Genomic DNA, 13,516 nt, shown 5'->3' with positions numbered 1-13,516 from the left:
CATGGCGAGGGCCCGGGCACGGATCGCGGCGCTCCTCCTCGCGCTCGGCGTACTCGCCGGGGCCACGATCTCCTGGCCGGTGATCGGGGCGGCCACACCCGCGTACGCCGCCGCGCCGGTCACCCAGGCGCGCGCCGAGCTGTGCACCACCAAGGAGTGGCAGGCCGATTTCCGGTCCTGCGTCGGCAGGCTCAAGGCGGTCAGCGAGGACCAGGTCGAGTGCCGCAACGCGCCGGTGCCCGCCGCGCCGGACTCGGGCCTGGCCGGCTGGTTCGCGTCCCGGCCCGACTCGGCGAAGGAGCCCGGCCCGAAGGGCCTCTACAGCGACTACGGGTACGCCGGGTACAGCTACAACACGTACGACATCGACGGCGGCTGCGCTTCCTCCGTGCTTCATCCGGACTACCGCTTCACGACGATGGTCGCCAACGGCGAGTTCATGTTCGCCAACGCGGTGATCGGTGCCTCGAACGCGCTGCGCGAGCGCGCCTGGGATCCGCGGACGATGTGGAGCTGGGCCGACCCGCTGGTGGAGCAGGCCACGAAGGCCGTCTACCAGAAGGTGTTCAGCGTCTTCGGCATCATCACCGTCTGCGTGGTCGGCCTCTACCTGCTCTGGCGGTCCCGCCAGTCGGACATGAGCAACGCGATGACCACCGCGGGCTGGGCGCTGCTGGTGATGGTGGCGGTGACCGCGCTGGCCGCATGGCCGGTCAAGTCCGCGAACATCGCCGACAACACGCTGATCAGCACGCTGGGCGTGGTGCACGACGCGGTCGGCCCGTCTACCAAGGACACCCCGCCAGGCCAGTGTGACGACCCAAATCCGCAGGCGTGCAAGGATCACCGTCCCCCCGCCGTGCGCGCGAGCGACACGGCGACCGAGACGATGCTCTACCGGAACTGGCTGCGCGGTGTGCTCGGTTCGGCGGACAGCGAGACCGCGAAGAAGTACGGCCCGGCCCTGTACGACGCCAAGTCCCTCACCTGGGAGGAGTCGGAGAAGCTCCGCCAGAACCCGGCAACCCGCGAGGGCACGATCAAGGCCAAGCAACAGCAGTGGGCCCGTGTCGCCCAGCAGATCGAGACCGAGGACCCGGAGGCGTACGAGTACCTCAAGGGCACCAAGGACATGGACCGGATCGGCGCCGGGTTCATCGCGGTGCTGGCCTCGGTGTTGTTCGCCATGTTCGACCTCACCGCGTCGCTGCTGGTGCTGCTCGGCTTCCTGATCTTCCGCTGGGCGGTGATCGCCGCGCCGATCCTCGGCACCGTCGGCCTGATGCGCCCGGCCAGCGCCGGGCTCCGGCGACTGGCGAACGCGGTGGTCGCCGCCGTCTTCAACATCGCCATCTTCGGCACCGGCGCGGCCATCTACCTCTTCGCCGTCGACCTGATCATGAACACCGCCACGCTGCCCGGCTGGCTCCAGGTGGTCCTGGTCTGGCTCTGCGGTGTGGTCGGCTGGTTGCTGCTGCGGCCGTACCGCCGGATCACCCAGCTCGGCGGCAAGGACAGCAGCGAGGCGGTCAGCTCGGCCGGCTCCTGGCACCGCCGGTTCTTCCGGGACATGCGGATCGCCGCACGGCTGGACGTGGCCGAGCCCGGCGGCACCAACGAACCGGCGATCGGCAAGCGCCGCACCGTCACGGCCGACCAGCGCAGCCTCCGGCCGGAGGCCCGGCACGAGGATCCGGCGCACAGCGCCACACCCGCCGACCGGGAACGGCCGGACGGACGGGAAAGGCCGGAGGAGGCGCCCGCGAGCGGACGGCCGGGTGAGCGTCCCGGCGGCACTCCCCGCCCTCGGCGCGCACCGTCGACCTGGACCGAGCCGGACGTGCCGGAGGAGGCGCCCTCCTACGCCGTCTACCGGCCGGACTCGGCGGGCCGCGGCACCGCACCGGCCCGGCCGGCGCCGCGCATCCGCTCCGAGGCCCGGTGAGTCCGGTGCGACGCGCGCTGGAATTCCTCTTCACCCGGGTCCTCCGGTCCCGGATCGGGGTCGCTCTCATGATCGCCGTGCTGGTCTTCGGGGTGATCGGCGCGGCCCGCCTCGTCGCCGGACCCGGCGATCCGGGCCTCGGCCTGACCAGCCGCCCCACCCAGCCGATCAGCACCACGGACCCGGAGGCCGGTGACGACGGCGTGCTCGCCAGCCCGCCCACTGCGGTCGCCCCGAAGACCCGGCCGGGCGAGGACACGCCGGAGCAGGTCGCCGGTCGGTTCACCACCGCGTGGCTGAGCGGCCCGGGCAGCAGCGGCGACACGTGGCAGGCCCGCCTGCGGCCGCTCTCCACCCCGGCGCTGGCCGAGAAGATGACTGATGCCGACCCGGAGACAGTGCCCGCACGGAGGACCACAGGCACCCCGACGCTCCGGCCCCGCACCGAGTCCTTCGTGGAGGCGGTGGTTCCGCTGGACAACGGCACGCTCCGGCTCGAACTCGTCGCACCGGACGGACCCTGGCTGGTGGACGCGATCGACTGGGAGCGGTCGTGACCGCCGGCCCGGCCGTCGCCGGACAGGTCCGCCGGAAGCTGCGCCTGGGCGTGGTCGCCACCGTCGTCACGAGCGTGCTCGCCCTGCTCTGCTGTGTCGGCGGGGCCGGCGCCTTCCTCCTCACCGAACTCGGCGGCGACGAGGACGACCCGAAGCTCGCGGCCCTGAACTGCGACCCCACCTACCAGGTGAACCTGACCGGCGACATGCCGCGCTTCGCCGAGTACGGCGAGCGTCAGCTGCGCAACGCCGCGGTCATCATCAAGGTCGGCCAGGACATGAAGCTCCCCGCTCGCGGCTGGGTGATCGCGCTGGCCACCGCGATGCAGGAATCAGCGCTGCGCAACCTCGCCAACAGCACGGTGCCGGCGTCGCTCGCGCTGCCGCACGAGGGGGTCGGCGCCGACCACGACTCGCTGGGCCTGTTCCAGCAGCGGCCCGGGTGGGGCAGCGTCGAGCAGCGGATGACGCCCTCGTACGCGGCCCGCAAGTTCTACCAGAAGATGGAGAAGGTGCCGGACTGGCAGCAGCGCCCGCTCACTGTGGTCGCCCAGAAAGTCCAGGTCAGCGCCTACCCCGACGCCTACGCCAAGCACGAGGAACTGGCCGGAGCCATCGTCGACGCGCTGGCCGGCGGCGCCGCCCGGACCGTGGAGATCGCCGGCAAGGCGGTGTGCGACGCCGCGGCCGGAGACCGGATCGCCGCCTCCGGCTGGACCGCGCCGCTGCCCGGCGGTGTGGTCTCCGGTTTCCGCACCACGGCCCGCCCCAGCCACCACGGCGTGGACCTGGCCGCCTCGAAGGGCACGCCGATCCACGCCGCCTCGGCGGGCCGGGTGCTGGTGGCCCGCTGCGACCCCGACCGCTCCGGGCGGCGGGACTGCGACCGGGACGGCTGGCCGAACAAGGGCGGCTGCGGATGGTTCGTGGACATCCTGCACGCCGGCGGATTCATCACCCGCTACTGCCACATGGTCGAACGACCTCGCGTGGTGCCGGGTCAGGCGGTCGAGGCGGGCGAGGTCATCGGGATCTCCGGCAGCAGCGGCAACTCGTCCGGCCCGCACCTGCACTTCGAGGTGCACAAGAACGGCGACCGGTCCAGCAACGGGGCGGAGAACCCGGTGCCCTTCATGCGCAAGCGGGGCGCGCCCCTCGGCGAGACCGGGTGAGGCCGGGCGGATGAGCAACCCCCTGCCCGACCCGTTCGCCGACCGGCCCGACTGGGCGCCGCTGCCGCCCCGGCCGGTGGAGACCGTGCCCGCCACCGGCGGCACCGAGCTGCGCGGCCGCCGCGTGCTCGTCGGCCTGCCCGGCCTCGGCTGGCGTGGCGACCTGCGGGCCGACGAGCGGGTGGTGCAGGGCAGCCGCACCTACGTACCGGTGATCCCGGAACACGAGTGGTACCGGGCCGAGGCCGAGCAGGTGGAGGTGTTCGCGCCGCTGGTACCTGTGGAACGGGTCTGGGTGGAGACCATCGGTGAGCGACGGCCGGTGGCCGGGGCGAGCGCCCCGGGTCTCCGGCTGGTCTCGCTGGACGTGCCGGAACGCCGGCCACCCACGCCGGTGTTCGAGGCCGACGCGGTGACCGGGCGGCGCGTGGTGCACGTGGACAACGGCGTGGAACGACGCGACCTGCGTGCCGTCACCGAGACCTACTCCGGCGCGGACGGCGACATCTGCGTGCGGGTGGCCCCGGAACTGGAGTGGTACCGGTGGGCCTGGCGCGGCCAGGCGCCGACCACGTTGGAGGTGCCGGTGCACCTGCTCTGGCTTGAGTAGGTGTCAAACGACCTTACTTGCCCCGCAGACGCGCCATCCGTCCCGCTCAACGACCCGAAACTGCCAGTCCTCCCGGCGACTGCTTCGCGTCTGGCCATCAGCCGAGCTCGAGATGGTCAGCGTCGTGGTCACTGACTCACCGTCGCCGTTCTCGACCCTGGTTAGGGGCCCCCAGCTGGCTCGGACCACTACGTTGAAGTTGGCCTCCCGCTGTTCCATCTCTGCGCGGAGGCTTCGGAGGGCATCAAGGTCCCCCTCGGACTTGCAGACGAACTCCTGCGTTTTCGTGTCGTTGCGGTCCACGAGGAAGGCTCGGAGATAGTTGTCCACCACGACGTCGGGAGCGCTTCGGTCCGGGGCGGTCGCGCGGTCGTACAGCACGAACCCGACCACACCGCCCACGGTGCAGAGCACCGCCAGCACCCCCGCGACGACAGCGAGCACTGTGCGCACCGGGCGCTTGGGGCGTACCGGGGCGGGAGCGGGCGCGAGGGGCGCCAACTGCTCCGGCGGGGTCCGCTGCGCCGGTACTCGGGACACCTGGGAACCGGCGGGGGGCTGCACTGATTCCACCTCCTGAGGCTATCGGCTGCGCGTCGCGTACCCAATGCCTGGAACCGGCGGATCGTGGCGAACCGCCGGGCGGACGCCGACCGGCGGCGGGGTGAGGCTGCTCACCGCCGACCAGCTCACCGCGCCGACCGACATCCCGGTGGACGGCCGCCGCCTGGGTTACCGTCACACCTCGGGGAGGACATGTCGGCCTCGGAAAGAGAGGTGGACGCGGTGGCGACTCCGAAGGCGCGCGCCGGCCGGGCCGCCGCGCTGCACCGCCGGGCCGAGGCCGCCGCGACGGCGGCGGCGGGCATCCTCGACGAGATCCGGCCCGCGCCGGCCGACCACCACCGGCAGTACGAGCTGGCCGAGCGCCTGCGGGCGGCTGCAGAAGTAGCTGCGCCGGGTTGGGCCGGCGGGCCGCTGGAGTCGCTGAGCGCGACGACGCCTCCCGGTGACGGCCTGCCGCCGCTGGTCCGGGTGGGCACCGCGGCGCCGCTCGACGACGCCCGCTTCCCCGCGCTGGTGCCGTTGCTCGGCAGCGGCCATGTGAGCCTCGACGCCGACGCCTCCGACGCCCGGGTGGCCGGGCTGCTCCGCGCGCTGCTGCTGCGCATGTTCGCCGCGACCCCGGCGGGCGCGCTGCTGGCCCGCGCGGTCGACGACGGTTCCGGTGCGACGTTCGCCGGGTACGCGCCGCTCGCCGACGCCGGCCTGCTGCCACCGCCCGCCACCGACCTCGGCGGGATGCGTGCGGTGCTGGCCGAGGCGGAGCAGTGGGTGGCGGCCGGAACGGCCCGGCAGCGCGGGCACGACCGGACGCTGCTGCTCGTGGTGGCCGCGCTGCCCGACGGTACGACTACCGCCGACCTGGACCGGCTCGCCGGACTGGCCGAGGGCGGGCCGCGCGCCGGGCTGCATCTGGTGCTCGCCGGCTGGCCGGACGGCAGTCCGCTGCCGCGCGCCACCCCGGTCACGGTCCGCACCGCGTACGCGCTGGTCGGCGACCCGCCCGGCGCCGGCTTCAGCAGTCCCGGCGCCGAGCCGCCGGTCGGCTTGAACTCGCCCGTGTTCCTCGACGAGGATCCGCCCGCCGATCTGGTCGCGGACGTGTGCGCGCGGTTGGCCCGGCAGATCGAGGACGGCTCCCGCCTCTCGCTGCGTGACCTGCTGCCGGCCGACGGCTTCTGGACGGCCGGCTCGGCCGACGGACTGAGCACCACTGTGGGTGACGCCGCCGGGCGCCCGGTCAGCCTGGGCGTCACCGAGCTGACGCCGCACTGGCTGGTGAGCGGCCGGGGTCAGGCGGGCCGGTCGGCGTTCCTGACCGACGCACTGTTCGGCCTCGCCGCCCGGTACGGCCCGGACGAGCTGGCGCTCTACCTCGCCGACCTGGCCGACGGCGAGTCGTTCGTGGAGTTCCTCCAGACCGAGCGGGACCGTTCCTGGGTGCCGCAGGTGCGCGCCACCGGGATGGCGGCCGACCGGGAGTACGTGGCCGACCTGTTCGGCGAGCTGGAGGCGGAGCTGCGCCGCCGCGAGGAGGCGTCCCGGCGGGCCGGTGGGCAGCGCTACGCCGAGCTGCGCCAGCACCAGCCGCTCCCACGCATCGTCTGCGTGGTCGACAACTTCCCGCTGGCGCTGCGCGAGCGGGACCGGCTCGCCGCCGACCTGCTGGCCCGGCTGGACGCGCTCGCCCGCGCCGGCCGGTCGTACGGGATCCACCTGGTGCTGGCCGGCGAGGGTGACCTGGGCATCGGCGGCCCACGTGACCCGCTGCTCGGCCAGTTCCCGGTGCGGGTTGCGCTGCCCGGCGGCTCGGCGGTGCTGGAACCGGCGAACGACTCGGCGGCCGGGCTGCCGGTGGGCAGCGCGGTGGTGAACACGGCGGGTGGCCTGGGCGGTCCGCGCGGCGCGACCCGGGGGCACGAGCGGATGATCCGTTTCCCGGATCCGTACGAGGATCCCGCGGTCCTGACCGACCTGCGGCGACGGCTCTGGGAGGCGCGGGGCGAGTCGGCGACCCCGCCGGTGGTCTTCGCCGGGTACGCCCGCCCGCTGCTCGCCAACGATCCGCGGCACCGGGCCGCGCTCGCCGGCCGGGCCCACGCGCCCGCCGCGTTGCTGGGCCGGGCGGTGGACGTGCGGCGGTCCACTGTGACGGTGCCGCTGGGGCCGGGCGCGGGGCGGAACCTGGCCGTCCTGGGGCGGGACGAGGAGGCCGAGCGGCTGCTGGTCACGGCGGTACGCAGCGCGGCGGCAGCACATCCGGGCGCGGCCCGGTTCGTGCTGGCGCCGCTGGCGAACGGCTCGGCCGAGCCGGCCGGGGTGCTCGCCGCCGAGCTGGCCGGACGCCACCGGGTGGAGACCGTTGACGCGGCCGGGCTGCGGACCGCCATGGAGTCGGATGAGCCGGGCTACCTGGTGGTGTTCGGGCTGGACGTGCCGGACGCCACCGAGCTGCCGCCCGACCTGCTGCGGACGCTGCTGCTGGAAGGCCCGCCCGCCGGCCGGCACCTGCTCGGCTGGTGGCGGGCACCGGCTCCGCTGGCCGGACTGCTCGGCCCGGAGGGCGAGGTGGACAAGCTCACCGCCGTGGCGGTCACCGACGTTCCGGGCGGCCGGCTGGAGCAGCTCTTCGACCGCCCGGTCTGGTGGCGGCCCCGGCCGGGACGCGCGGTGCTCTGGGACGGCCCTGATGAGCAGGGCACGGTCTTCGTGCCGTTCGGCACGGCCGAAGTGGCGACCGCGCGGGTCGAGCCGGACCCGCGGGCGACTGACCGCGCCGGGGAGGGGGCCGCATGAGTGAGACCGGCACGGCCGTACCGGGGCCCCGCGCGGGTGGCCCGACCACCGTGGCGGACCCCGCCGAGTCGGCCTGGGCGGAGTACGTCGCTGCCGCGCGGGCGCTCGACGGCGTACGCCGGGCGGCGGCCACCGCTGCCGGGGAGCAGGCACGGTCGGTGGCCGCGGCCCGCGAGGAGCTGACAGCGGTACGCGAACGACTGGCGCCGCAGCAGTCCCGGCTGCGTGATCTGGGCGTACCGGCGATGTCGCTGGTCCCGACGCCGCCGGAGGTGACCGAGGCGGCCCGGTCGATGGCGGGCGGGCCGTCGGCGGTGCTGGCGGCGCTGCGCGCGGCCGGGGACTGGGCGGACGCGGCGGACGACACGTTGAGCGCGCGCGGCCTGCCGCGGCTCGCCCGGTGGCCGGCCCGGCCCCGCAACCTTTTGGTGTACGGGCCGCTGGCGCTCGTGGTGCCGCTGCTCCAGTTGCTGTTGTACGCGATCGCCGGCCCGGGGCCGGTGACGGTGCTGGCGCTGCTCGTGGGGCTGCCGCTGCCGGCTGTCGCGTTCATGCTGGGCTGGCTCGCGGTGGGGCGTGTCTTCCGCCCGCGGCCCACCGACCGGGTGGACCGGACACCCCGCTTCGGCGCCCTGGTCTGTCTGGTCCCGGCGGTGCTCACCGCCGCCGGCCTGCTGCTCGCCATGCTGCCCGATTGACGACGGCCGCGCCCTCCCGGACGGGAGTACGCGGCCGTCGATGTCGGTCGGGAGTCAGCGGGCCATGATCAGCGCCATCGCCTCGGCCCGCGACTTCGCGTCGTTCTGGAGGCCGCCGCGCACGGCGGACGTGATGGTCTTCGCGCCGGACTTCTGGATGCCGCGCATCGCCATGCACATGTGCTCGCACTCCAGCACCACGATCACGCCGCGCGGGGCGAGGCTGGACATCAGCAGGTCGGCGATCTGCGAGGTCAGCCGCTCCTGCACCTGCGGCCGGCGGGCGAACACCTCGACCAGCCGGGCCAGCTTGGACAGGCCGGTGATCCGGCCGTCCGGGCCGGGGATGTAGCCGATGTGCGCGCTGCCCCGGAACGGCAGCAGGTGGTGCTCGCAGAGGCTCATCACGTCGATGTCCCGGACGAGCACCAGCTCCTCGTGGTTGGCCTCGAACGTGGTGCGGAGCACCTGCGCGGGGTCGACCCGCAGGCCGGCGAAGAGTTCGGCGTACGCGCGGGCGACCCGGGCGGGCGTCTGCTGGAGGCCGTCGCGGTCCGGGTCCTCGCCGACAGCGATGAGGATCTCGCGGACCGCCTTCTCGATCCGGGCGAGGTCGACGCTGTCCTCCACCGGGCCACCGGTGAGCTTGCCGCTGATCAGGCGCGCGGCCACGTAGTCGAGCGCGTCGTCCCCGTCGGGCTCGGTCGCGGAGACGGCCGACTCCCTGTGGTGGGAGCCGGCCGTCGTCGGATCGCTGTTCAGTGCGTACCGTCCGAGTTGTTGCTGGAACCACCGATCGAGGCGGCGGCGTCGGCGCGGGACTGCGCCGCCAGCGCCTCCTTCTCGGCCGGCGTGAGCACCGGCGGCTCGGTGGAGGGCAGACGCTTGCCGAAGCCGTGGTACGGCGCCATCGGCGGGCGCTTGACCACCCGCGCGCAGATCCGGGCCATGTCGGCGGTGGAGAGCGTCTCCTTCTCCATCAGCTCCAGGACCATGTTGTCCAGGACGTCCCGGTATTCCACCAGGATCTCCCAGGCCTCGTCGTGGGCCAGCTCGATCAGCGCGCGCATCTCGCCGTCGATCTCGGCGGCCACCGCGTCGGAGTAGTCCCGCTCGTGGCCCATGTTGCGGCCGAGGAACGGCTCGTCGCCGCTGGTGCCGTACTTGATCGCACCGAGCTTGGAGCTCATGCCGTACTGCGTGATCATCGCGCGGGCCAGCTGCGTGGCCTTCTCGATGTCGTTGCCGGCGCCGGTGGTCGGCTCGTGGAAGACCAGTTCCTCGGCCGCCCGGCCACCCAGCGCGTACGCCAGGGTGTCGATCATCTCGGCCCGGGTCTGGGTGTACTTGTCCTCCGTCGGGAGGACGAGCGTGTGACCCAGCGAGCGACCCCGGGACAGGATGGTCACCTTGTGCACCGGCGCGGCGTGCGGCAGCGCCCAGGCGACCAGCGCGTGCCCACCCTCGTGGTACGCGGTGATCTTCTTCTCCTGGTCGCTCATCACCCGGGTCCGGCGCTGCGGGCCGGCGATCACCCGGTCGATCGACTCCTCCAGGGAGTCGTTGGTGATCGCCCGCTGCTCCTTACGAGCGGTGAGCAGCGCGGCCTCGTTGATCACGTTGGCCAGGTCGGCGCCGCTGAAGCCCGGGGTACGCCGGGCGACCGCGTCGAGGTCGACGTCGGGCGTGAACGGCTTGCCCTTGGCGTGCACCCGCAGGATGGCCTTGCGGCCCTCCATGTCGGGGGCGTCGACCGGGATCTGCCTGTCGAACCGGCCCGGGCGCAGCAGCGCCGGGTCGAGGATGTCCGGCCGGTTGGTGGCGGCGATCAGAATGACGCCGCCCTTGGTGTCGAAGCCGTCCATCTCGACAAGCAGCTGGTTGAGCGTCTGCTCCCGCTCGTCGTGACCGCCGCCCATGCCGGCGCCACGGTGGCGGCCGACCGCGTCGATCTCGTCGACGAAGACGATCGCCGGGGCGTTCGACTTGGCCTGCTCGAACAGGTCGCGGACGCGGCTGGCGCCGACACCGACGAACATCTCGACGAAGTCGGAGCCGGAGATGGAGTAGAAGGGCACCCCGGCCTCGCCGGCGACCGCGCGGGCCAGCAGCGTCTTACCGGTACCGGGCGGGCCGAACAGCAGCACGCCCTTCGGGATCTTGGCGCCCAGGGCCTGGTATTTCGCCGGGTTCTGCAGGAAGTCCTTGATCTCGTGCAGTTCCTCGACGGCCTCGTCCGCACCCGCGACATCAGCGAAGGTGGTCTTCGGCGTGTCCTTGGTGATCATCTTCGCCTTGGACTTGCCGAAGTTGAGCACCCGGGAGCCGCCGCCCTGCATCTGCGACATGAAGAACAGCAGCAGGAGCACGAGCAGCGCGATGGGAAGCAGGTTGACCAGCAGGCTGACCCAGATGCTGTCCGACGACACCTTGGTGTCGACCGGGCCGGTGATGCGGTCCGCCGCCTCGGCCTCGCGTACCTGGTTCCAGACCTGGCCGCCGACCTCGTACGGGAACTGCGCCTCGATCTTGTCAGTGGTGGTGTCGCCGTCGAACTTGGCCTTGTCCTTCAGGTCGAGCTGGAGCGTCTGCTCCTTGTCCTGGAAGACGACCTTCTCGATGCCACCCTTGTTGAGCTGGTCGAGCGCGACGGACGTGTCCACCCGGTGGTAGCTGGGACCAGCGGTGAACAGTTGACTGAGCACAACGGCGCCGAGGATGACCAGGATGATCCAGACCACCGGTCGGCGGAAGAAACGCGTACGTTCCATGCTGTAGTCGGGTGCCGAGGCGCCCGCATCCTCCTGATCGACGTCCTGACCGTCTGAATGGTGTCGCCGCCTTGAGCGGCGGCCGGGGCCGCCGTGCGGGCCGGCCCGACCCCCGGGGCACGCAAACTGCCGCACCACGGTCATTCGACGGTACACCGTACGCGCGACGAGTGAGCTTGCGAGCCCGGCACTTACGCGTAGGGCGAACCCGGGTTTGAGCCGGCGTGGCGGGGAGCTCCCACCCGGCCCGCCCACACCGCACGGTCACGCGGTTCGAGGGGCCGGGCGTGGAGGGTGCCTCCACGTCACCGGTCCCTACCGTAGACCGGAAGACTGAGAGCCCGCTGAATGTCAGCTGACGAAGGGCTCGGCAAAGCCTCAGGCCCGCGCGTACACCTCGGGCTTGAGCACCCCGACGTAGGGCACCTCGCGGTACCGCTCGCCGAAGTCGAGCCCGTAGCCCACGACGAACTCGGTGGGGATGTCGAACCCGACGTACTTGACCGGGACCTGCACCTTGACCGCGTCCGGCTTGCGGAACAGCGCGACCACCTCGACGCTCGCCGCGGAGCGCGACTCCAGGTAGCGCAGCAGCCAGGACAGCGTCAGGCCGGAGTCGACGATGTCCTCGACGACCACCACGTGGCGGCCGGCGATGTCCCGGTCCAGGTCCTTGAGGATGCGGACCACGCCGGACGAGGTGGTGCCCTGGCCGTAGGACGAGACGGCCATGAACTCCAGCTCGGCGGGCGGGCCCTGGCGGCCCAGCGCGCGGGCGAAGTCGGCCATGAACATGACCGCTCCCTTGAGCACACAAACGAGCAGCAGGCCGTCCTCGACGTGGGCGTAGTCCGCCGAGACCTGCTTGGCCAGCTCCGCGGTCTTGTCGCGGATCTGCGCCTCCGAGATGATCACGTGGTCGATGTCGGCGTCGTACCAGGAGCCGTCAGCCATGCTCCTAGCCTGCCGTACGCCCCCGCGCCGCCGTCGGCGGGGCCGCCCCTTTTGGCGCGGTCCCGCCGGGGATTTTCGGCGCGAACTGAATAAATCACCTCAGCAGGTACGGGAGCGCCAGCGCTGCCCGTCGTCGCTCGGCTTCCAGTCGGCCGAGTCGCGGGTGTCGGCGGTGAACCCGAAGGCGCTGGCGCCGACGAGAAGGAGCAGGAAGAGCAGGAGCAGCAGAACGGTCATGGCGGCGCTCACTTTCGCATGGTTGAGACTGTTTTCGCCGCCGGTGCGCACCGGACACCATTGATTCTGCGGGCCACCGACCGATCCGGACAGTGGCAGGAATGTCATCGGGCATCGATTTCCTGCCACCTGTCGGGTTACCCTCGTCACATGCTCCGCTCGGTCGCCGTCATCGCCATGGACCACGTCGCCGCCTTCGAACTCGGCGTGCTCGCCGAGGTCTTCGGCACCGACCGCACCGCCGACGGCTTCCCCGGATACCGGTTCGACGTCTGCACCGCCGACGGCGGCGCGGTCCGCAGCCGCTCCGGGTTCCTGCTCACCCCCACCGCCGGCCTCGGCCCGGTCGAGGACGCCGACCTGGTAGCGGTCCCCGCGCACGCCGACGGCACCCCGGTCCCCGAGCCGGTGCTCGCCGCGCTGCGCCGCGCCGCCGACCGGGGCGCCTGGCTGCTCAGCGTCTGCGCCGGCGCGTTCGTCCTCGGCGAGGCGGGCGTGCTGGACGGGCGCGACTGCACCACCCACTGGCGGTACACCGACGAACTCCAGCAGCGCTTCCCGGCCGCCCGGGTCCAGTGCGACTCGCTCTACGTGCAGGACGACCGGCTGCTCACCAGCGCAGGCACCGCCGCCGGCATCGACGCCTGCCTGCATCTGGTACGCCAGGAGCACGGCTCCGCGGTGGCGACCCGGCTGGCCCGCCGGATGGTGGTGCCGCCGCACCGCGACGGCGGCCAGTCGCAGTACGTCGAGGCGCCGATCCCCAAGGCGCCGGAGGCACCCACGCTGGAACCGGTGCTGGAATGGTTGATGGGACACCTGCCGCGACAGGTGACAGTGGACGAGCTGGCGGCGCGCGCCGGGATGGCCCCACGTACGTTCGCCCGCAGGTTCCGCGCCGAGACCGGCACCACCCCGCACGACTGGGTGACCAACCAGCGGGTGCTGCTGGCCCGGCACCTGCTGGAGGACACGTCACTGAGCGTGGAGGGCGTCGCCGAGCAGGCCGGTTTCGGCGACGCGGCAGCGCTGCGGCACCACTTCACTCGCCGGGTGGGCACCACCCCGCTCGCCTACCGCACCACCTTCCGAGACCGCCAGACCACCTGACCCACCCCACACCGCCGGCACCTCTGGAGCGGTGATCAAGGAGTTTGCGGGCTGGGGAGGGCCGGAACGTGACCAAAAGGCCTTGATCAACGGGGGGGTAGG

12 protein-coding genes are annotated in these 13,516 nt (G+C 72.8%); 7 read left to right on the top strand and 5 right to left on the bottom strand.

The annotated features are described in order from the left end of the window. Position 1: 1 nt before the first annotated feature. From FHX31_RS31770 to FHX31_RS31755, 4 genes are read left to right on the top strand one after another with little or no spacing between them, the layout of a single operon-like run. Positions 2-1,945, top strand: coding sequence for an MFS transporter (locus FHX31_RS31770; protein WP_184977681.1), 1,944 nt, complete (start codon positions 2-4; stop codon positions 1,943-1,945). Continuing rightward, positions 1,942-2,502 (top strand): hypothetical protein, encoded by a 561-nt coding sequence (locus FHX31_RS31765; RefSeq protein WP_114919067.1) that lies wholly within the window; start codon positions 1,942-1,944, stop codon positions 2,500-2,502. Before FHX31_RS31770 ends, FHX31_RS31765 begins: the two co-directional genes overlap by 4 nt. Beyond that, on the top strand, positions 2,499-3,674 hold the full coding sequence (locus FHX31_RS31760) for a M23 family metallopeptidase (RefSeq protein WP_123110627.1): 1,176 nt from the start codon (positions 2,499-2,501) through the stop codon (positions 3,672-3,674). Before FHX31_RS31765 ends, FHX31_RS31760 begins: the two co-directional genes overlap by 4 nt. Positions 3,675-3,684: 10 nt before the next feature. After that, positions 3,685-4,284 (top strand): hypothetical protein, encoded by a 600-nt coding sequence (locus FHX31_RS31755; RefSeq protein ID WP_123110626.1) that lies wholly within the window; start codon positions 3,685-3,687, stop codon positions 4,282-4,284. Positions 4,285-4,287: 3 nt separating this feature from the next. On the opposite strand, the gene FHX31_RS31750 is transcribed toward FHX31_RS31755, so the two are convergent. Then, positions 4,288-4,848 (bottom strand): Rv0361 family membrane protein, encoded by a 561-nt coding sequence (locus tag FHX31_RS31750; RefSeq protein ID WP_030273738.1) that lies wholly within the window; start codon positions 4,846-4,848, stop codon positions 4,288-4,290. 213 nt (positions 4,849-5,061) lie between these two features. Here FHX31_RS31750 and FHX31_RS31745 point away from each other — a divergent pair, with 213 nt between their 5' ends. Continuing rightward, entirely contained in the window at positions 5,062-7,644 is a 2,583-nt protein-coding gene (locus FHX31_RS31745) for an FtsK/SpoIIIE domain-containing protein (RefSeq protein ID WP_184977889.1), read from the top strand. Then, on the top strand, positions 7,641-8,342 hold the full coding sequence (locus tag FHX31_RS31740; RefSeq protein ID WP_184977680.1) for a hypothetical protein: 702 nt from the start codon (positions 7,641-7,643) through the stop codon (positions 8,340-8,342). Before FHX31_RS31745 ends, FHX31_RS31740 begins: the two co-directional genes overlap by 4 nt. A gap of 54 nt (positions 8,343-8,396) precedes the next feature. Here FHX31_RS31740 and folE read toward each other — a convergent pair whose 3' ends face one another. The 4 genes from folE to FHX31_RS31720 all read right to left on the bottom strand — a co-directional run bounded on the left by folE (position 8,397) and on the right by FHX31_RS31720 (position 12,316). Then, positions 8,397-9,014, bottom strand: a complete 618-nt coding sequence (folE, locus tag FHX31_RS31735) for a GTP cyclohydrolase I FolE (RefSeq protein ID WP_013288986.1) — start codon at positions 9,012-9,014, stop codon at positions 8,397-8,399. 86 nt (positions 9,015-9,100) lie between these two features. After that, positions 9,101-11,113 carry an ATP-dependent zinc metalloprotease FtsH gene (gene ftsH / locus FHX31_RS31730; protein ID WP_013288987.1) on the bottom strand — a complete coding sequence of 671 codons (2,013 nt, stop codon included), beginning with the start codon at positions 11,111-11,113 and terminating at the stop codon, positions 9,101-9,103. 378 nt (positions 11,114-11,491) lie between these two features. After that, the gene (gene hpt / locus FHX31_RS31725; RefSeq protein ID WP_013288988.1) at positions 11,492-12,067 is read right to left on the bottom strand and encodes a hypoxanthine phosphoribosyltransferase; all 576 of its coding nucleotides are present in this window, start codon (positions 12,065-12,067) and stop codon (positions 11,492-11,494) included. A 99-nt stretch (positions 12,068-12,166) separates the two neighbouring features. Continuing rightward, positions 12,167-12,316 carry a hypothetical protein gene (locus FHX31_RS31720; RefSeq protein ID WP_162881442.1) on the bottom strand — a complete coding sequence of 50 codons (150 nt, stop codon included), beginning with the start codon at positions 12,314-12,316 and terminating at the stop codon, positions 12,167-12,169. 138 nt (positions 12,317-12,454) lie between these two features. On the opposite strand from FHX31_RS31720, the gene FHX31_RS31715 reads away from it, so the two are divergent. Beyond that, positions 12,455-13,414, top strand: a complete 960-nt coding sequence (locus tag FHX31_RS31715; protein WP_013288990.1) for a GlxA family transcriptional regulator — start codon at positions 12,455-12,457, stop codon at positions 13,412-13,414. The last annotated feature ends 102 nt before the right edge of the window (positions 13,415-13,516 follow it).

Source organism: Micromonospora sp. CNZ286, from assembly GCF_014207755.1.
Note: the sequence above shows the minus strand (reverse complement) of the source record. Positions and strands in the feature narration are given on the sequence as shown.